Below are 20,181 nucleotides of genomic sequence, written 5' to 3'. Positions count from 1 at the left end.
TATGTCTGAACGTCTGGTTGTGGCATCGGGAGGTATCTGCGCGTGACGGTCGCTGACAGTGTGGGAACTGAGGCGGTCCTCTACGAGGTGACCGACGGCGGGGTTGCGGTGATCACCCTCAACCGTCCCGATCGCCTGAACTCCTGGGGTGCGGACATCTCCGCCGGCGTCTACGCGGGTTTCGATCGCGCTGAAGCCGATCCGGCGGTCCGGGTGATCGTGCTGACCGGTAGCGGACGGGGATTCTGCGCCGGCGCCTACATGGGCGCGATGCAGGATCTGGGCGCGAGCATCAACGAGGACACCGATGTCAGCAAGATCGTCGGCGAGCGTCACCCGCACTTCTTGACCGAACTGCGTAAGCCGGTCATCGCCGCCATCAACGGGGCGTGTGTCGGCATCGGCCTGACCCACGCATTGATGTGCGACGTCCGGTTCGCTGCGGCCGGAGCGAAATTCGCCACCGCCTTTCCTCGTCGAGGGTTGATCGGCGAATACGGAATCACCTGGATCCTGCCGCGACTGGCCGGCTGGGGCGCGTCGGCGGACCTGCTGCTGTCCGGCCGGACCTTCTTCGCCGAGGAAGCTCTTCAGCTCGGATTGGTGAAAGAGGTTGTCGCACCGGAGGATCTGCTTCCCCGGGCGCTGGAGTACGCCGAAGATCTGGCCCGTAACTGCTCACCCGCCTCAATGGCGGTGATCAAGCGCCAGCTGTACGGCGATGCTCACGACGATGTGCGTGACGTCAGCGCCCGCGCCGAGACCCTGATGCACGAGTCGATGGTGCGGCCCGACCTCGTCGAGGGCATCACCGCATTCTTCGAAAAACGGCCCCCGAACTTCCCGCACCTGAAAGAAGGTTGATGACATGACCGAAGCTCCCGAACGGCTTCCGTACCTGGCCGTCGATGTCGACAACCATTACTACGAACCGGTGGACGCGTTCACCCGGCACCTGCCCAAGGAATTCAAGAGCCGCGGTGTCCAGATGGTGCAGGACGGTAAACGGACCCTGGCGATGATGGGCGGTACCGTCAATCATTTCATCCCCAACCCCACCTTCGATCCGATCATCGAACCGGGCTGCCTGGATCTGTTGTTCCGTGGTGAGATCCCCGAAGGGGTGGATCCGGCTTCCCTGATGAAGGTCGACCGCCTGGCCGAGCACCCCGAGTATCAGGACCGCGACGCGCGGCTCACGGTGCTCGACCGCCAACGACTCGAAACCGTTTTCATGCTCCCGACTTTCGCGTGCGGCGTGGAGGAGGGGCTCAAGCACGATATCGACGCCACCATGGCCTCGGTGCACGCCTTCAACCTGTGGCTCGACGAGGACTGGGGCTTCGACCGGCCCGACGGCCGCTTCGTGTCCGCACCGATCATCTCGCTGGCCGATCCCGAAAAGGCGGTCGAGGAAGTCGAGTTCGTGATCGGCCGCGGCGCCAAGCTGGTGTGTGTGCGTCCGGCGCCGGTACCGGGTGCGGTCAGGCCGCGCTCGCTCGGAGATCCGCTTCACGATCCGGTGTGGGCCCGGCTGGCCGAAGCCGGTGTCGCCGTGGTGTTCCACCTGTCGGACTCCGGGTACATGGCGGTCCCGGCGCTGTGGGGTGGCAGCGGCGTATTCAAGGGATTCGGCAAGCGCGATCCGCTCGACATGGTGATCATGGATGACCGGGCGATCCACGACACCATGGCCTCGATGATCGTGCACCAGGTGTTCACCCGGCACCCCAAGCTCAAGGTCGTCAGCATCGAGAACGGCTCGTACTTCGTCTACCGGTTGATCAAGCGGCTGAAGAAGGCGGCCAACAATGCGCCGTACCACTTCAAGGAGGATCCGGTGGAGCAGCTGCGCAGCAACGTCTGGATCGCGCCGTACTACGAGGACGACGTGAAGCTGCTCGCCGACACCATCGGCGTCGACAAGATCCTGTTCGGCTCGGATTGGCCGCACGGTGAGGGTCTGGCCGACCCGACCACGTTCACTGCGGATATTCCGCAGTTCCCCGAGTTCAGTCTCGAAGACACCCGGAAAGTCATGCGGGACAACGCTCTCGAGTTGCTCGGCGATGCCACTCGGACTGCGCCCGGCGTCACGCATCTGGTATCGGCGTAGTCGCCCCATGGGCGAATGGACCATCGGCGCCGTCATCGACGCGATCGCCGAAGCGGTACCCGACCGGGAGATGACGGTGTGCGGCGACCGTCGCACCACCTTCGCGCAAGGATCCGACCTGACCCGCCGGTTGGCGAACTTCCTGGCCTCGCGCGGATTGGGCGTGCATCGGGAACGTCGCGAACTCAACCGTTGGGAATGCGGTCAGGACGTCGTCGCGCTCGTCATGCACAACGATCTGTACCCCGAGATGGTGATCGGCTGCCTCAAGGCGCGCACGGTTCCGGTGAACGTGAACTACTACTACGCACCGGGTGAGGTGGCCGACCTGCTGGCCTACCTGAAGCCCCGTGCGGTGATCTACCACCGTTCCCTGGGGGCGAAGTTCGCTTCTGTATTGGGGGATGAAGCGCTGCAGGCCGAGGTGTTGATCTCCATCGACGACGGCGACGGTACCGAGCTACCGGGCTCGGTGACATTGGAAGAGGCTCTGGCTCAAGGGGATACCGACCAAGGCGTCACCCCGTCACCCGATGATCTACTGATGGTCTGCACGGGCGGCACGACCGGCCGACCCAAAGGGGTGATGTGGCGCCAGGGCGACATCTACGTGTCGTCGATGAACGGTGCCGACCATGACCAGGTGAGCGAGATTCACGACAAGGTGGCTCACGCCGGCCCGCCGTGGTTCGCGGTGTCGCCGTTGATGCACGCCGCCGGGATGTGGACGGCGTTCTCCGGACTGCTGTCCGGGCAGACCGTGGTGCTGCACGACACCAAGCCGCGGTTCGACCCGCGTACGGTGCTCGAAACCGCGCAGCGGGAGAAGATCGGCCTGATGACGATGGTGGGCGATGCCTACGCCGCGCCGATCGTCGAGGAGTTGGGCCGACGGTCGTACGACCTGTCCTCGATGTTCGCCATCGGTACCGGTGGTGCCGCCACCAACCCGAAACACCAACGCGCACTGCTGGAACACATCCCGCAGATCACCGTCATCAACGGATTCGGTTCGTCGGAAACCGGCAACATGGGGTTCGGCCACACCCAGCGGGAAACCCCGACTGCCGAGACCTTCCAGCTGCGGGCCGGCGGCCTGGTCCTGGCTGACGACTACTCACGGTTCCTGGACGCCGGCGACACCGAGGTCGGCTGGGCTGCACGCAACGGCCGCATCCCACTCGGCTATTTCAACGACGAGGCGGCCACGGTGAAGACCTTCCCCGAGGTAGCCGGCGAGCGGGTGGTGGTCTCGGGTGACCGCGCCTCGCTGGAGGCCGACGGCACCTTGCGCTTGTTCGGCCGGGATTCGTTGGTGGTCAATACCGGTGGCGAGAAGGTGTTCGTCGAGGAGATCGAAGAAGTGCTGCGTGCGCATCCTCATGTGGTGGATGCGCTGGCGGTGGGTCGCCCGAGTGAGCGGTGGGGCGAAGAGCTCGTGGCGCTGGTGGCTGTGCGGGACGCGGTCGACGCGGCTGCACTTCGGGAGCATTGCGCCACCCGGCTGGCCCGGTTCAAACTCCCCAAGGATGTGCTGTTCGTCGAGGAGATTCGTCGGCTCGGCAACGGCAAAGCTGACTACCGCTGGGCCAAGGGCCTGGCCTCGGAACAAGCGGAGATCAAGGCATGACCCACAAGGTGATTGATTGTCTGGCCAATGTGCACTTCGGCGAGACCGAGAACCAGCCCACCTTCATGAAGAAGGTGCGCGACGATTACTTCAAGGGCCCGACGTCGATGTACGACCCCATCGACCTGTCGGAGATGCTCGACGAGATGGACACCCATGGGGTGCAGAAGGCCATCCTGATGGATTCCCTGGTCAAGCCGTCGGTGACGGCGCGAAAGTTCGTCGAGGCGCATCCCGAGCGCTTCGCGCTGGCGATGGGCGGGGTCAACCTGTTGCGTCCCATCCCGTCGTTGCGTGAACTCGCAGCCGTCGTGGCCGACCTTCCGGTCGCCTATACCGTTGTCGGACCAAGCTTCTGGGGAGACGGGCAGTACCCACCGAGCGACGCGGTGTACTACCCGCTCTACACCAAATGCGCTGAGCTGGAATTGCCGTTGTGCGTCAACACCGGTCTCCCCGGCCCGCCGATTCCGGGTGAGGTGCAGAACCCCATCCACCTCGATCGGGTGTGTGTCCGGTTCCCGGAGTTGAAGCTCTGCATGATCCACGGGGCAGATCCGTGGTGGGACATCGCGATCCGCATGCTGATCAAGTATCAGAACCTGCGGATCATGACGTCGGCCTGGTCGCCCAAGCGGCTACCGGAATCGCTGCTGCACTTCATGCGCACCCGGGGGAAGGGCAAGGTCATCTTCGCCTCGGATTTCCCCGTGTTGCGTATGCAACGCGTGGTGCCCGAGGCGCTCGCGCTGGACCTGCCGGCCGATGTGCTGGACAACTACCTCTACAACAATGCCGCGGAGTTCTTCTTCGCCGAGAACCTGGACGAAAAGGGGAAATGATGGACCGCCACGAACTTCGCAGGCTGGACTACAGCCTCACCGAGGACCACGTCGACCTGCAGACCGCGTACCGGCAGTTCTTCAAGACGCACTCGGACATCGAGGCCGTGCGTGCGGCCGAACCTTCGGGATTCGACAAGAGCCTGTGGGAACGGTTGTGCGCCATGGGAGCCACCACGATGGCCCTGCCGGAATCCGCGGGCGGTGATGGGGCAACGTTGGTGGATCTCACCCTGGTCGCCGAGGAGATCGGCCGCTCACTGGCCTCGGTGCCGTGGATCGACCATGTGGTGGCGGCGCGGCTGCTGGCGCGATTGGGGGCGTTGGATTCTCCTGAGATCGTCCAGGGCACCCAGATCGTCGGGCTCGATCCGCAGCAGGTCGCGCCGACCGGCGCCCGGCTCATCCCGACCGGGTCGATCGCGGACCACATCGTCGTCCGCGACGGACGAGACGTCGTGAAGCTGGAATTCTCCACGCGCCCGGCCCGGGTCGACAACATCGGCAAGCTGCCTATGGCGTGGGTGGACCCAGCTGCCGCGGACACTCGAGTGGTGCTGGCCAGCGGTGCCGAAGCCTTGGCGGAATATCAACGGGCATTGGACGAGTGGCGTCTGCTGACCGCATCGGCACTGGTCGGCCTGGTCGAGGAGACCATGACGATCGCCGCGGAGTTCGCCAAGTCCCGGTACACGCTCGGTGTGCCGATCGGGACGCTGCAGGGTATTTCACATCCGCTGGCCAATATCGCGATCACCGTCCAGAGCGGGCGTGGCCTGGCGCGTCGGGCGGCGTGGTTCCTCGACAACGAACCTGACGAGCGGCCGGAACTCGCACCGTCGGCGTTCGTGTTCATGGCCGAGGAGGCCGCCAAGGCCGCCACCATGGCGGTACACGTTCAGGGTGGGCTCGGAGTGTCCGCGGAGGCGGCCGCCACCGCGTACCTGGTACGGGCCCGGGGTTGGGCGCTGGCCGGCGGTGATCCGGGTGCCGCTGCGGTTCGTATCGGACAGATCGTCGCGGCTCGGGAGAGCCGGGAAGTCACAAAGGTTTAGGAGAACAGGCGTGGATTTCTCAACAGTTGAACTGTCCGCTGAGGACCAGGCATTCCGCACCGAGGTACGCGAGTTCCTTACGAGTGTCGTGACCGAGGACGTCATCCGCCGCGACCGCGAGACCGGCGACAACTTCGACGAGGGCGTTCATCTGGCGCTCGGTGCGGCCGGGTACCTGGAGAAGGAGTTCAAGTCCGAGGCCGATGGTGGGTTCACCCGGGTGCAGTCGCGGATCTGGCAGCTGGAGAAGCGCCGGGCTGAGGTGCCGTGGGTGACCTGGGGAACGACGATCATGATTGCTCGTTCCGTAGTGAAGTTCGCGGCCCCGGAGATCCGTGACGACGTGCTGCGCGGGGTGTTCGACGGCACGGTGCGGATGTGCCTGGGCTACACCGAACCCGAGGGCGGCTCCGACGTCGCGACCTGCAAGACCCGTGCGGTACGCGACGGCGATCAGTGGGTGATTAATGGCTCCAAGATGTTCACCACCGGCGCCCACAACTGCCAGTACGTCTTCCTGATCACCAACACCGATCCGGAGGCGCCGAAACACAAGAGCCTCACCATGTTCCTGGTGCCGCTGGATCTGCCCGGAATCGAGATCCAGGGCATCCGGACCGTCGACGGTGACCGCACCAACATCGTGTACTACTCCGACGTGCGGGTCGACGACAAGTACCGGCTCGGGGATGTCAACGGCGGCTGGACGGTGGTGCGTGAGCCGCTCGATGCCGAGCACGGGGCGGTCGCGGCCGCCGACGACGGTCTGGCCGATGTCGCGATCATGATGCATCAGGCCGGATTCATGGCCGAGGCCGCCGACAACGTGGCCGCACTGGTGGGCACCTCCGGCGCCATCGACGATGGATCAGTGGCATATCGCTTGGGCCGGAGCGTGGCACGCATGGAGGCGTCACTGTCCGCGCCGAGCATTTTCGGCCGGGTCGCGCTGGCGCAGACCATGCGTGACATCGCCCCGGATCTGATGGACATCGCGGGATCTGTGGCCGCACTGCCGGTCGGGGCCGACGGGGGAGCCGACGACCGCAGTGAGTACGTGTACCGCTTCGCGCCGCTGGTCGGTATCTACGGCGGCACTCTCGAGGTGTTCCGCAACATGATCGCCCAGCACGTACTGGGCCTGGGCAAGCCGAACTATTCAGCCCCCAAGGCAGCCGCGAAAGCCTCGTAGCTGCTCACCTTCATTGCGCGAGCAGACGCGGAGGTACCCGGGAAAGCGCGTTCCGGGGTACTTTCACGTCTGCTCGTCGAGGATCAGGCTGTCGACCGCACGGAGTAGGTCAGGGTAGCGTCGGCCGGAATCGGGGGATCAGTGCCCCGATCACGGCCCGGGCGGATGCCTTCACGATGTCGTACACGTCGAAATAGTCGCGCCACAAGGTGATTTCACCCTCGGTGACCTCGAAAACGCCACATACCCAGAACTGGAACCGGAACGGCCCGACGATGCTGGCATCGGTGCGCTCGGTGAGCACCGTGTCTCCGTCGACCGCGATGCGGTGCACGAACACGTCGAAGTGGGTGCCGGGTCTACCGAAGAGCATGCGGAGAAATCGCACGGCAGCCTTGCGGCCGTGGATGAGCGGCATGCCCACGTTGTGGTAGACGACATCCTCGGCCAGGAAAGTCGGGATAGCGGCGAAGTCCTCGTGCCGGCACGCCGTCAGGAAGGCCTCCACGGTATGGCGGGCGTCGCTGCTCGTCATGGTCGGCACTCTCGTCGAAGACGTGGCGCTAGGCGCCGGCCAGTACCGGCGGCTTGACCGCCTCCGGATCCGGATTGGCAAGGGGCAGGCCCATGAACCGTCGGGCGTTGTCGCCCATGAAGTCATAGGTGCGCCGGATGTCCATGCCTTCGGCGTATTTCCAGAACCCGTTGGGTTCGGCCAGGCCTTCGGGATGCGGATAGTCGGATCCGAACAGGACCTTGTCCCAACCGACGGTGTCCACCACGTCGGAGACACAACCCTCCCAGAACGGACTTACCCAGATGTTGCGGCGGAACACGTCGTGCGGATGCTCGGGGAAGTTCTGCGGCATCTTCTTGCACAGGTCGGCGAAATCGTGGAACAGCGGGAAGATCCAGCTGCTGCCGTTCTCGACACTGGCGATGCGCAGCTTGGGGAACCGGGTCAGGGTGCCGTGGCAGATCAGGGCGGTCAGCATGTCGGCGATCTCGCGGTGCCCGAGCACCATCCAGCGGAATGCACTCTGTGCCATGAAATTCTGGGTGTACGGTGGCTCCCACTTGTTGACGTACTCGTCGAGTGGTGGGTAGCTGGCGTGCAACACGATGGGCAGGCCGGCGGCCTCGACGTCGCGCCAGAACGGGTCGAACTCCGGCAGCGCAGGGGAGCGCCAACCGTGCAGACCGTTGACCGGGCCGGGTTTGATCAACGCGACCTTGGCGCCGTGATCGAGAATCCACTCCAGCTCGCGTTGTGCCGCATCGACTTCGGAGAGATTGATGATGGGTGTGGAGAACACCCGGTCGGCGTAGTTGAAGCCCCAGTGTTCGTGGATCCACTCGTTGAGGGCGTGGACGATTGCCACGGTGAGTGCCGGATCGTCGGCGCTGGAATGCTCGACCAGGCTGCCGAGGGTGGGATAGTTGAGGGCCTCGACCACGCCTTGCCGGTCGAGCTCGGCGACCCGGTCCTCGGGGTTGCGGGTGGCCGCAGGTGCGTCGATAGCCTTGCCCTGCATTTCGCGCAGGGTCAGGCCGTCGGTGTTTTCGCCGGCGAAGAACTTCTCGTGGGCGCCGGGGGCAGCGACGCGTTCGAAGGTCGGGTTGGGGATGAAGTCGGTGACCCGGTTGTTGATCACCACCCGGGTCTGCCGGCCGAACTGGGCGTACTGCACGGCACGGCTGTACTTCTCGGGCAGGAACTTCGTCAGCGCATCGCCGGTCTCGTACATGTGTTGGTCGGCATCGAAAATCGGTGCGTCCCTGAATTGTTCAGTCATGATCTTTCCTCAGCGCGTCAGGATGGTGGCGCCGGCGGTGCCGGGCGCTCCGTACAGCTGGGCGAAGCCGACGCGGGGGTTGCCGGGCACCTGCCGGTCGCCCGCCTCGCCGCGCAGCTGGCGCACCAGTTCGTGGATCTGGCGCAGGCCCGACGCGCCGATCGGCTCACCGTTGGCGATCAGGCCGCCGTCGGTGTTGACCGGCAGTGATCCACCGATCTCGGTGGCGCCGTCGGCCAGCAGCTTCTCCTGATCGCCGTCGGCGCAGAACCCGCACTCCGCCATGTGGATGATCTCGGCACCGGCGTCGGTGTCCTGCAGTTGCACGACGTCGACATCTTCGGGAGCCACCCCGGCCTTTTCGAATGCGGCGCGCGCGGCGTACACCGTCGGGGCGACGTCTTCTTCGACCGGGGCGCAGGTGGTGTTGACCTCGTAGGCCCCGTACTTACGGGTCCGGACTTCGACGGCTTTGAGATACACCGGTTTGTCGGTGTAGCGGTGCGCGATGTCAGCACGGCACATCACCACTGCGGCCGCGCCTTCGTCGGGCGCGCAGAACATGTACTGGGTCAACGGGTAGTTGAGCATCGTCGAGTTGAGGATGTCGTCCTCGGTGATCGGCTTGCGCCGGAAGGCATTCGGGTTCAGTGCGCCGTTGCGCAGGTTCTTGTTGGCGACCTTGGCCAACGTGCGCGCCGAGATGTTGTGCTCGTGCAGGTAGCGGTTGGCCTTCATGCCGAAGAACTGTGTGGTGAGGTACTGGCCGTTTTCGGCGTACCAGCTGGGCATCCCGACCAAAGACGGGTCCTCGGTGAACGCGCCGCGGGGGTGCTTGTCCAGACCGACGGCGATGCCGATGTCGTAGTCGCCGAGCCGGATCCCGTCGGCGCAGACCTTGGTGGCACTGGCCGCGGTGGCGCATGCGTTGAACACGTTGGTGAACGGGATGCCGGACAGCCCCACCATTCCGACGATCGCGTCCGGGTTGGCGACCGTCCAGCTGCCACCGGTGGCCGCGCCGATGTCCTTCCATTCGACTCCGGCGTCGGCGACGGCGGCGAAGATGGCGTCCACACCCATCGCCATCGCGGACTTGCCCTCGAAGCGGCCGAACGGGTGGATGCCGACGCCGATGATGGCTACGTCATTGGTCACGTTGTTGCCTCTCTAGGCCGGCTGGAAAGCGAAGGTGACAATCTCCACCGGGTTGTCTGGGTCCTCTTCGTCCTTCGCAAACGGGATCATGGTGAGTTCGACGTCCATGCCGAATTGCAGTTTGGCGGGGTCGTTTTCGGTGAGGCGGCCTTCGACGCGCAGGACAGGTCCGGTGTCGTCGGCCAGTTCGACCAGGGCGACGCCGAAGGGGACGAAGGCTTTTCCGGTGGGTCCCTTGTAGGGGGCGCCGGGTGGGAAGCCCTGGGTGGTCCAGGCGATGACGGTGCCGCGCCGGGGCAGGTTCACCTGTTCGGTGTTGCCACTGCTGCACCGCGGGCAGCGGGGCTGGGCGGGGAAGGTGGTGGCCGTGCAGTCGGTGCAGCGGCTGCCGATCAGCTGGGGTTCGGCGTCGGGCCACGTGGAAATCTCGGGGGCCAGCGCTTTCTGCATTGTGAGCTCCTCTTATCGCCGAACTACGCACACCAACTGTAATTCTTACAGTAGCGTATATCGGGCAGCGTTCCAGCCCCTGTTCGGAGGTATCGATGTCACCGCACGCCGTCGAGCAGAAACCGACCTTCTGCCGCATCTGCGAACCGCTCTGCGGGATGATCGCGACCGTTGAGGATGGCCGCCTCACCGCACTGCGGCCGGACAAGGATCATCCGCTGTCAGCAGGCTTCGCCTGCCAGAAGGGCATCGCGTTCGCCGAGGTGGTCAACGACCCCGATCGGGTGACCACTCCGCTGAAGCGCACCGACAACGGGTTCGAAGCGGTGAGTTGGGATGAGGCGCTCGACGATATCGCCACCCGCGCCACCGAGATCCATCGTCGCCACGGCTCGGGCGCGTTCGGCTGGTACATGGGCAACCCGGCCGCCTTCAGCTATTCACACCTGTTCGCGGCGATGTCGTTCGCCAAGGGGATCGGCGGTGACAGTCACTTCTTCAGCTCCTCGAGTCAGGACACCAGCAGTCGGCTGTTGGCCAGCCAATTCCTCTACGGCTCACCGATGGCGGTCCCGATTCCCGACCTGATCCGCACCGACCTGCTGGTGATGATGGGTGCGAACCCGGTGGTCTCCCACGGCAGTTTCCTGACGGCGCCGCGGATCAAGGACCGGATGCACGACATCGTCAAGCGCGGCGGGCGGGTCGTGGTGCTAGACCCCCGTCGCAGCGAGACCGCCGCCCAGTTCGAATGGCTGGGTATCGCTCCGGACGCCGACGCGTACCTTCTGCTCTCGGTACTCCAGGTGCTGTTCTCGGAGGGGCTCATCGACCGACGGGCCCAGTCTCAGGCCGACGGTTTGGAGTGGTTGCGTCGGCAGTGCGCCCAGTTCCCGCCTGAAGTGACACAGCCGCACACCGGGATTGCGCCGGAAGCCGTGCGCGCGTTGGCCCGTGACCTCGCGGACACTCCGCGCGCCGCGGTCTACGGCAGACTCGGCACCTGCGTTGGCCGCAACGGCACCCTGGTGGCCTATCTGATCGATGCGGTCAACCTCGTCGCGGGCAACCTCGACGTGCCCGGCGGCAGCGTGTTCAGCACGTTGGGTATCCCCGGCCAGAAGTGGGGCTCGCGGCTGATGGGGGCGTCGCTGCGGCGCAGCTACCGGAAGAAGCGGACCCGGGTGGGTGGCCTGCCGTTGGTGATCGGTGCCGAGCCGGCGGCGCTGATGGCCAAGGAGATTGCCACCTCTGGGAATCGGCAGATCAAGGCGTTGTTCGTCGGGGCTGGTAACCCGGTGCTGTCGGTACCCAACGGTGCTGAACTGGAAGATGCGGCCGAATCGTTGGAACTCATGGTGGGCCTGGACCTGTATGTCAACGAGACCAACGCGCACTGTGATTATGTGCTCCCGGTAACGAGCATGTATGAGCGCGACGATTTCGCGATCACGTTCCAGCAGTTTCAGGCGACCCCGTTCCGGCAAGTCACCGAGGCAGTGGTGGATCCGGTCGGTCAGGCCCGCACCGAATGGGACATCATCACCGACCTGATCGAGCGCATGAAGGTGCGTACGCCGGTGTTCCTGGTGCTGAGGCGGTTGCGAAAGGGCCTGGGGCGACGGTTGTCCGCGCGCCCTATGGTCGACATGATGATCCGGATGGCCGACGGCGGCGACCGGTTCGGGTTGCGCCGCGGCGGGTTGAACTTCCGGCGGCTCAGCCGCGAGCATCCACATGGAACGGTGGTTGCGCCGAACATCAGGACCGGTGTGCTCGACGAGGTGGTGACCTATCGGGGTGCGCGGGTTCAATTGGCCCACAAGGACATCGTCGACGAGATCGGTACGCTGGCGCGACGGGGTGGTGCCGAGGGATTCCCGATGCGGATGATCGGAATGCGTGAGCCACGCTCGGAGAATTCCTGGATGCACAATGCGCCACTGCTGATGCGCGGGGACCGGATTCAGTCCGCGGTCATGCACGTCGACGACGCCGCAGTCCGTGCGATCGAAGCTGGCACGCAGGTGGTCGTGCGCTCACCGTACGGAAAGGTTGCCATCCCGGTGTCGCTGACGCACGACATCATGCCGGGAACCATTGCGGTGCCGCACGGTTGGGGGCATCGGGGCACCGGCGGCTGGCGGATCGCCAACCGGGCCGGGGGCGTCAACGTCAATCAGTTGATGTCCAGCGACCCGGCAGACGTGGAGGCTCTGGCGGGAATGGCCTGGTTGACCGGGATACCGGTCGAGGTCGAGCCAGCCGGCTGATGGTATTACTGTAAATGTTACAGTTGCCTGCGTGAGCGAAGTCGTGGACGAGGCCGTCAGCAGTGTGGACATCGGTCGGCGTGCCGCCGGCCGCGCCGAGAAGCGCATGCTGATCGATGGCGATTTGGTAGCCGCGGCGTCCGGTGCCGAATTCGACAACCTCAGCCCGGCCACGGGTCTGGCGCTGGGGACGGCCGCGGCCGCCGGTCCGGAGGACATGGACGCTGCGATCGGAGCGGCCCGGCGGGCGTTCGACGAATCCGACTGGAGCACCAATCGTGGCTTGCGCAAGCGTGTACTGGCCCAGCTGCAAGACGCCATCGAGTCCGAAAAGGACCACCTGCGTGAGGAATTGATCGCCGAGGTGGGCTGCCCGTCGATGACGACGGAGAATGCCCAGCTGGACTGGCCGCTGGCCGATGCGCTGCGGTACCCGACCCGACTGATCGACGAATTCGACTGGGAGCGCACGCTCGACGGCGGCGGGCTGTTCGGTGAGCGCAACGCCCGCACCGTGGTCAAGGAGGCGGTCGGGGTGGTCGCCGCGATCACCCCGTCGAACTTCCCGATCGAGGTCATCCTCAACAAGCTCGGCCCGGCGCTGGCCGCAGGCAACTCCGTGGTGCTCAAACCCGATCCGAACACGCCGTGGAACGCCACCCGGCTGGGCCGGTTGATCGCCGAGCGCACCGACATGCCGCCCGGCGTCGTCAACGTGGTGCCGACGCCGTCCAACGAGGTGGCCGGACAGTTGGGCACCGATCCGCGGGTCGACATGGTGTCGTTCACTGGATCGACGGCTGTCGGCAGGCATCTGATGCGGGTCGGGGCTGACACCATGAAACGCACCTTCCTCGAACTCGGTGGCAAGTCGGCAATGATCGTCCTCGACGACTCCAAGCCCGGCCACATCATCCCCGGCGCGATCGGGGCATGCGTGCACGCAGGGCAGGCCTGCGCGGCCAATACCCGGATGTTGGTGCACCGCAGCCTGTTCGACGAGGCTGTCGCGAATGTGACGATGGCGTTCGGAGCGGTCCCCGTCGGCGACCCGGCATTGCCGACCACGCTGGTCGGGCCGCTGATCAGTGCGGCGCAGAAGCAGCGGGTGCTCGACGCCATCGACGGTGCCCGTCGCGACGGCGCCGACATCGTGGTCGGCGGTGGGGCGCCCGCCGGGCTGCCTGAGTATCTGGTCGGCGGACACTTCGTCGCACCCACCGTCATCGTCGGGGCGGACCCAGGATCGGCCATCGCCCAGGACGAGGTGTTCGGTCCGGTACTGGTGATGATCCCGTTCGACGACGACGAAGAGGCGGTGCGCATCGCCAACGACAGCGCATTCGGCCTGGCCGGGGCGGTGATGTCGGCGTCATCCGAGCGGGCGATGGGGATCGCCCGGCGGATAAGGACCGGCGCAATTGGCGTTAATGGCGGCATGTACTACGGCGCGGACGCCCCGTTCGGCGGATACAAGAACAGCGGCGTCGGAAGACAGTGCGGCATAGAGGGGTTCGCGCAGTACACCGAGACCAAGACGATTGGCTGGCGCCTGCCCCGGCGCTAAGTGTCTGCTCGGCAGAGGGACGCGGCGCGGTCGAGAATGCTGTCGAGGATGTGGTCGAAGTTCCCGTCATCGGCCATGCCGATGCGATAGCCACGCCCGGGAATCGAGGCGATCAACGGCATTGCCTCGGCGTCGATCACCTGCTCCCAATACTCCCGCGGGAACTGTGCCGCGGCGGTGCGGTTCTGCAGCCGCTGCAGCACCGACGAACTGCGCACCAGTACCGAGATGGCCGTGTAGGTGTCGAATGCCTGCTTGGCGGTGAGGCCGGCAGCCACCAGGGCGGCCACGGGCTGTTCGATCTTCTCCAGCGCGGTGCGCGCCGCCGGAAGGCCTCGGGTGCCGCGGATCAGGATGAGATCGCACGCAATCGGATTGCCCGTGAACATATCCCGCATCCGGTGGGCGTGGGCGTGCAGGGATTCTCGCCAGGTGCCGGCCTCGATGGACAGCACGCTGAGGTCGTGATCGCGGAGCACGCGCTCGGTCATCGCGTCGAGCAACTCGTCCTTGCGGCGGAAATACCAGTAGATGCTGGTCACGCCGACATCGAGGTGGCGGGCCAGCTGCGGCATGCTGAGGTTGTCGATCGACACCTCAGCGGCGATTTCGAAAGCGCCGCGCAGGATCTCGTCGACACTGATCGATCCGCGCTCGCGGCGTTGACGACCACGGGTGCTTGCGGGTCTGACCATGTCGGCGTGTCCCTCTAGCTGATCGGCTCGAATGTGACGGGTATCGCGGTGGGGGAGCGGAATGGCTGACCGAAGATGTGTGGGTCGTCGTCGGTGACCAGCTCGAGGTTCTGCACCCGGGACAGCAGGCTCTCCATCGCCACCCGGGTCTCCATCCGGGCCAGGTGCAACCCCATGCAGGTGTGCTCACCGGCAGCAAACGTGATGTGTGGCAATCGCTTCCGGAAGATGTCGAACTCCTCCGGGCGCTCCCAGCGGTTCTCGTCGCGGTTGGCCGATCCCATGCAGACGTCGATCACCGCTCCAGCGGGCAGCGCCACCCCGTCCAGTTCGGTGTCCTGCGTGGTGGACCGTTGCACGGTGGTCAGCGGGGTTTCGTAGCGCAACCCCTCCTCGATGGCCTGGCCGATCAGCTCATGGTCGGCCTGCACCGCGGCGAACTGTTCAGGATGGGTGAGCAGCAGATAGATCAGATTGCCCGAGGACCGGTAGGTGGTCTCCAGTCCGGCCGGCAGGAGCAACCGCAGGAACGAGTAGATGGCTTCGTCGGTCAGCTTCTCGCCGTCGATCTCGGCGGTGACCAGGTCACCGATGATGTCCTCGGTGGGTTTGGACCGGCGTAACTCGATCTGGCCGAGGAAATAGTCTTTCAATGCCGCTGAGGCTTCGAAGGCACGCTTGTACTTCACTGTGTAGCTGATCAGTTCCACGGCGCGTTGACGGAACCATGGCAGGTCTTCTTCGGGCAGGCCGAGCAGCTTGGAGATCACCCGGGTGGGAAACTCGAAGGTGAAGTCGCGCACCAGATCAGCGCTGCCGGCCTCGATGAACTCGTCGACGAGTGCCTCGCAGATCGGGCGGACGACCTCGGGCTCCCAGCGCTGCAGCGAACGTGACTTGAAGGCAGCGGACACCAGGTTGCGATGGTCGCGGTGGGTCTTGCCCTCCATGGCCAGCATGGTGGGGCCGATGAACAGGCCGATGGTGCTGTCGTAGATCTTCGAGTTGAACGACTTGCTGTCCCGGAACACGGTGTTGACCGCATCGAAGGACACCGCCGCGAATTGATGTTCGGGCAGCATCGATTTCGGTGTTTTGGACCAGTCCATCACCGAGCCGCGGAACACCCCGTGCTGGGCGCGGTGCCGGGCGAACGTCGGGTACGGATCGCGTAGCAGGGTGGCGGTGTCGACGACGGACTCGTCAGAAGCGACATCCTGCACTTGACTATCCACAGCTCACCCCACCACTCGGAACGGACCGATCACACTGATGCATATTACTGTAAATATTACAGTAACGGAATCTATGCAGGACCGAACGGTCAGAGCGGGATGGGCGCCCCGTTGCTCATCGACGCGATGAAACCGGCGTCGACGTGGATGTCCTGACCATTGATCCAACGCGCCTCGGGTGAGGCCAGGAAGGCGATCAGCGGAACCACGTCGTCGACGGTGGCGTGCCGGCCGACTGTGGCGCGCACCAGGTCCAGCACGTCCTTGCCCATGGTCTGTTCGAAATCAGTCAGGATCGGCGTCTCCACCGGGCCCGGGCTGACGGTGTTGACCCGCACCCCGTACTTCGCCCAGGCCGGGCCCGCCACGCGTTTGACGAACAGGATCGCGGCCTGCTTGGACGTGGTGTAGACCGGGAAATTCGGATCCTGCCCGGTCTGCCACTGCGCCACCGCGTCACCGTCAGTCAGTTCGAGGAGGCCGTCGAGGGTGTCGATGCGCTGCTGCCAGCCCAGGGCCGCGGTCGAGGCCACCGTGACGATCGACCCGCCGTGGCGCAGCAGGGGCAGCATGCCTTCGGCCATCAATCGCATGCCGAGATAGTTGACGTTGAGGACGTCGGCGGCTGGCGCAGTCCCCGGAACGCCTGCGACATGCGCGAGAAGGTCCCAGCCGTCACCGATCTCACTGAGCAGTCGGGCGATGTCGGTGGCATCCCGAAGGTCGCAGGTGGCGTGCTCCGATGCCGGGGTGTCGCCTGGGCGCAGGTCGACCGCGAGTACGTGGTCGCCCCGCTCGAAGAAGTGCGCCGCGGTGGCCGCCCCGATTCCGGATCCGGCTCCGACGACGACGATTCTGCGTGCGGCTTCCGACATGCCCCAACCTCTCACTGAATGAACGACAGTAAGGATGACTGTAAACAATTCCGGCCGGTCGGACAATCAACTTCACGTCTCCGTGATGGTGCTACCGTGAGCCTTACCGGAGGGACCTTCGGAAGTATCTGGCGCGTGCCTGACGAGGGGACGGAATCGATGAGCGCGATCGAGGAGCGGGCAACGGTGCAACCGCAGCGCGGGGGCCTGGACGAGCTGCTGGCCGTCCAGCGCCGGTCGTTCATCGCCGACGGTCCGGCCGATATCGCTTTGCGCCGCAACCGCATCGACCGACTACTGGCGATGGTGTTGGACAACTCCGAGGATTTCGTCGCCGCCACCGCGGCCGACTACGGATCGCGGTCGCGGTCGGCGGCCTTCTTCGCCGAGATCCTGGGCATGCTCTCGGTCATCGAGCACACCAGGGCGCATGTGCCGCAATGGATGCGCGCGACGAAGCTGATGCGGGCGGCTCGCTTCGCGGGATTGCGCGCCGAAGTGGTCCCGAGCCCGCTCGGTGTGGTGGGGGTGATCGGTCCGTGGAATTTCCCGATCCAGTTGACAGTGCTGCCGGCCGCAGCGGCATTCGCCGCGGGCAACCGGGTGATGATCAAGATGTCGGAGGTCACCCCCCGCACCGCCGAACTGATGGCGGCGACCGCGCCGAAGTATTTCGACCCGGCCGAACTGCAGGTGGTGACCGGGGGGCCGGAGGTGGCCGCCGAGTTCGCGGGCCTACCGTTCGACCACATCTTCTTCACCGGCTCACCATCGATCGGGGCTCTGGTGGCACGGGCGGCATCGGACAACCTGGTGCCGGTGACGTTGGAGTTGGGTGGCAAAAACCCCGTGGTGGTGGCACCCGGCGCCGACATCGAACGGGCAGCGAACCGAATCGCCCAGGCGCGCATGGTCAATGGCGGTCAGGTGTGTGTATGCCCGGACTACGTCTTTGTTCCCGATGCTGAGGTCGACCGGTTCGTCGCGGTGGCGCGAAAGGCCCTGAGCGCCATGTTTCCCAGCATCATCGACAACGCCGACTACTGCTCCTCGGTGAACCAGGCCAATTTCGACCGGGTGGTCGGCTTGATCGCCGACGCCCGCGCGCACGGAGCCCGAATCGACTCCGTGGTGCCGGCGGGGGAGATCCTGCCCGATCCGGTCTCCCGCAAGATCGCTCCGACCATCGTGCGTGACGTGGACGACCGGATGCGGATCGCGAGCGAGGAAGTGTTCGGGCCGGTGCTGATGGTTCGCGGCTACTCCAGGCTCACCGAGGCGGTCGACCACATCAACGCCAACCCGTCACCGTTGGTGGCGTACTGGTTCGGCCCCGACAACGCCGACTTCCGGCACTTCGTCAGCCATACCCGCAGCGGTGGGGTGGCCCGCAATGATTTTGCCGCGCACATGATTCCGTCTGATGCCCCGTTCGGCGGCGTCGGCCGCAGCGGGACCGGCGCCTACCACGGCAAGGCGGGTTTCGATGCGTTCAGCCACTACCGCACCGTGGTCGGCAGCGACCTGCCATTCAGTGTCACGGGCCAGGCCGCCCGACCGTTCAGTGCGTCCATGCGGGTCAGCGCCGACCTCAGTCTGCGACGGGCCCGCAGCCGAACCGCAGCGAGGCTCAGGAAGTTTCGCTGACCGCCTGCTCGCGGGCCCACCGGTAATCGGCCTTGCCTGCCGGGCTGCGCTCGATGGCGGGGCGGAACACCACGGCCTTGGGCAGCTTGTAGCGGGCGATCGATGTTTCGGCGTGCCGGATGAGGTCGTCGGCCTCTACGGGGCCGTCCGCCAACGCCTCCTCGGCCAAACAGACGACAGCCACCACCTCCTGTCCCCAGCGTTCACTGGGGCGGCCGGTGACCACCACGTCCCGCACCGCCGGATGCGACGCGATCGCGGATTCGACCTCCTCGGCGAAGATCTTCTCGCCGCCGGAGTTGATGGTGACCGAATCCCGGCCGAGGAGTTCGACGGCTCCGCTGTCCAGGTGGCAGGCCCGGTCACCCGGCGTCGCGTAGCGCACACCGTCGATCACCGGGAACGTCGCCGCGGTCTTGGCGGCATCACCCTTGTAGCCCAGCGGCACGAACCCCCGCTGCGCCAGCCAACCCAGCCCCTCGTGGCCGGCAGGCAGGACAGCGGTGAAATCCTCGGTGACCACACAGGTATCGGGGCCAGCGTTGAAGGTTCCGGTCGACACCGCGCCGGGGGCCGACATGTGGCTCATCTGGGCGCCGGTCTCCGATGACCCCACCCCGTCGACGACGATCAGATTGGCCTTCGCATCGATGAGTTGCTGTTTGACGTAGGGGGTCAGCTGCGCGCCCCCGTTGGCGACGACCGACAGCGAGGAGACGTCCGCAGTTCCTGCCTTGATCGCATCCAGGAGCGGGCGTGCCATGGCGTCACCCACCACCGTGGCCACCAGCACCTGTTCGCGTTCGATGGTGCGGACCACGTCATCGGCATCGAAACGGTCGACTACGGAGGGAAATACCAGGGTTTGGCCGGTGCTGATCGCCGTCATCGCGGCCCACTGTGCCGCGCCGTGGATCAGCGGCGGCAGGATCATCAGCTTGGTACCCGGATTGTCGACCGCACGCCCGACGATCTCCTCGACGGACCGCGCTTTCTCGCCGGTCACCATGTTGCGCCCACCGAACGCGGTCATGAATATGTCGTGCTGGCGCCACAGCACGCCCTTGGGCATGCCGGTCGTGCCGCCGGTGTAGAGCACGTACAGGTCGTCGGGGTTGGGTTGGACAGGAGGCGCTGCTGCCGTGGCATCACCGACGATCGTCTCGTAATCCACTGCGCCGTCGAGCAGTTCGTTGCCGGAGTCGTCGGCGATCTGGATCAGCACCCGGAGGGCGGGCAGGTCGGGGAGGACCTCGGCCACCCGCGGTGCGAAGGCCGCGTGATAGACCAGCGCGGACGCGCCGGAGTCGGCGAGCAGGTACTGCAGTTCGTTCTTGACGTAGCGATAGTTGACGTTGAACGGTGCGACCCGGGCCCGGAAAGAGCCGAGCAGGGACTCGACGAATTCCGGCCCGTTGTAGGCGTAGATGCCCAGCAGGTCCTGACCTACCTCGTGGCCGGCCAGGTCGCCACGTTCGGTCTGGGCTCCCAGCCCGCGCGAATGCAGATACGCCGCCAGCTGATTCGACCGGTCCATGATCTGGCGGTAGGTGAACCGACGGTCGCCCTGGACGATCAGCGGGCGGTCGCCGATGGCGGCTGCGACTGCTTCGGCTACGACGGGAACGGTGAACTGCACGGGCTTCTCCT

17 protein-coding genes are annotated in these 20,181 nt (G+C 65.5%); 9 read left to right on the top strand and 8 right to left on the bottom strand.

The genetic code is table 11. The annotated features are described in order from the left end of the window. Positions 1-42 precede the first annotated feature (42 nt). From JOF57_RS16280 to JOF57_RS16255, 6 genes are read left to right on the top strand one after another with little or no spacing between them, the layout of a single operon-like run. A complete protein-coding gene (locus JOF57_RS16280) occupies positions 43-864 on the top strand; it encodes an enoyl-CoA hydratase (RefSeq protein ID WP_209918128.1) in 822 nt (273 codons plus the stop codon). Between the two features lie 4 nt (positions 865-868). Continuing rightward, positions 869-2,116, top strand: a complete 1,248-nt coding sequence (locus JOF57_RS16275; protein ID WP_209918125.1) for an amidohydrolase family protein — start codon at positions 869-871, stop codon at positions 2,114-2,116. Between the two features lie 7 nt (positions 2,117-2,123). Next, positions 2,124-3,746 carry an acyl-CoA synthetase gene (locus JOF57_RS16270; RefSeq protein ID WP_209918123.1) on the top strand — a complete coding sequence of 541 codons (1,623 nt, stop codon included), beginning with the start codon at positions 2,124-2,126 and terminating at the stop codon, positions 3,744-3,746. Continuing rightward, positions 3,743-4,588 carry an amidohydrolase family protein gene (locus tag JOF57_RS16265; RefSeq protein WP_209918122.1) on the top strand — a complete coding sequence of 282 codons (846 nt, stop codon included), beginning with the start codon at positions 3,743-3,745 and terminating at the stop codon, positions 4,586-4,588. Before JOF57_RS16270 ends, JOF57_RS16265 begins: the two co-directional genes overlap by 4 nt. Beyond that, positions 4,588-5,643 carry an acyl-CoA dehydrogenase family protein gene (locus JOF57_RS16260; RefSeq protein WP_209918120.1) on the top strand — a complete coding sequence of 352 codons (1,056 nt, stop codon included), beginning with the start codon at positions 4,588-4,590 and terminating at the stop codon, positions 5,641-5,643. Before JOF57_RS16265 ends, JOF57_RS16260 begins: the two co-directional genes overlap by 1 nt. 10 nt (positions 5,644-5,653) lie before the next feature. After that, positions 5,654-6,835, top strand: a complete 1,182-nt coding sequence (locus JOF57_RS16255) for an acyl-CoA dehydrogenase family protein (RefSeq protein WP_209918118.1) — start codon at positions 5,654-5,656, stop codon at positions 6,833-6,835. A gap of 109 nt (positions 6,836-6,944) precedes the next feature. Here the strand turns inward: JOF57_RS16255 and JOF57_RS16250 are convergent, their stop codons facing one another. The 4 genes from JOF57_RS16250 to JOF57_RS16235 are packed head-to-tail and all read right to left on the bottom strand — an operon-like array spanning position 6,945 to position 10,239. Beyond that, entirely contained in the window at positions 6,945-7,370 is a 426-nt protein-coding gene (locus JOF57_RS16250) for a limonene-1,2-epoxide hydrolase family protein (RefSeq protein WP_209918116.1), read from the bottom strand. 28 nt (positions 7,371-7,398) lie between these two features. Next, positions 7,399-8,631, bottom strand: coding sequence for an amidohydrolase family protein (locus tag JOF57_RS16245; RefSeq protein WP_209918114.1), 1,233 nt, complete (start codon positions 8,629-8,631; stop codon positions 7,399-7,401). Positions 8,632-8,640: 9 nt separating this feature from the next. Then, positions 8,641-9,789 (bottom strand): thiolase family protein, encoded by a 1,149-nt coding sequence (locus JOF57_RS16240; protein WP_209918112.1) that lies wholly within the window; start codon positions 9,787-9,789, stop codon positions 8,641-8,643. Between the two features lie 12 nt (positions 9,790-9,801). Continuing rightward, entirely contained in the window at positions 9,802-10,239 is a 438-nt protein-coding gene (locus JOF57_RS16235; RefSeq protein ID WP_209918110.1) for a Zn-ribbon domain-containing OB-fold protein, read from the bottom strand. Positions 10,240-10,334: 95 nt separating this feature from the next. Here JOF57_RS16235 and JOF57_RS16230 point away from each other — a divergent pair, with 95 nt between their 5' ends. Beyond that, complete coding sequence (locus JOF57_RS16230) at positions 10,335-12,512, top strand: molybdopterin-dependent oxidoreductase (protein WP_209918108.1); 2,178 nt, start codon at positions 10,335-10,337, stop codon at positions 12,510-12,512. Positions 12,513-12,543: 31 nt separating this feature from the next. Further along, entirely contained in the window at positions 12,544-14,079 is a 1,536-nt protein-coding gene (locus JOF57_RS16225; RefSeq protein ID WP_209918106.1) for an aldehyde dehydrogenase family protein, read from the top strand. On the opposite strand, the gene JOF57_RS16220 is transcribed toward JOF57_RS16225, so the two are convergent. The 3 genes from JOF57_RS16220 to JOF57_RS16210 all read right to left on the bottom strand — a co-directional run bounded on the left by JOF57_RS16220 (position 14,076) and on the right by JOF57_RS16210 (position 16,884). After that, positions 14,076-14,774 (bottom strand): TetR/AcrR family transcriptional regulator, encoded by a 699-nt coding sequence (locus tag JOF57_RS16220; protein WP_209918104.1) that lies wholly within the window; start codon positions 14,772-14,774, stop codon positions 14,076-14,078. The two genes, JOF57_RS16225 and JOF57_RS16220, sit on opposite strands and share 4 nt — an antisense overlap. A 14-nt stretch (positions 14,775-14,788) precedes the next feature. Next, a complete protein-coding gene (locus JOF57_RS16215; RefSeq protein ID WP_209918103.1) occupies positions 14,789-16,009 on the bottom strand; it encodes a cytochrome P450 in 1,221 nt (406 codons plus the stop codon). Between the two features lie 89 nt (positions 16,010-16,098). Then, positions 16,099-16,884, bottom strand: a complete 786-nt coding sequence (locus JOF57_RS16210) for an SDR family oxidoreductase (RefSeq protein WP_209918100.1) — start codon at positions 16,882-16,884, stop codon at positions 16,099-16,101. 159 nt (positions 16,885-17,043) lie between these two features. On the opposite strand from JOF57_RS16210, the gene JOF57_RS16205 reads away from it, so the two are divergent. Beyond that, positions 17,044-18,531, top strand: coding sequence for an aldehyde dehydrogenase family protein (locus JOF57_RS16205; RefSeq protein WP_209923413.1), 1,488 nt, complete (start codon positions 17,044-17,046; stop codon positions 18,529-18,531). On the opposite strand, the gene JOF57_RS16200 is transcribed toward JOF57_RS16205, so the two are convergent. After that, complete coding sequence (locus JOF57_RS16200; protein WP_209918099.1) at positions 18,515-20,170, bottom strand: medium-chain acyl-CoA ligase Mig; 1,656 nt, start codon at positions 20,168-20,170, stop codon at positions 18,515-18,517. The two genes, JOF57_RS16205 and JOF57_RS16200, sit on opposite strands and share 17 nt — an antisense overlap. Positions 20,171-20,181 lie beyond the last annotated feature (11 nt).

This window comes from Mycolicibacterium lutetiense (assembly GCF_017876775.1).
GTDB classification, from domain to species: domain Bacteria; phylum Actinomycetota; class Actinomycetes; order Mycobacteriales; family Mycobacteriaceae; genus Mycobacterium; species Mycobacterium lutetiense.
This window is presented reverse-complemented; position numbering and strand designations above follow the sequence as displayed.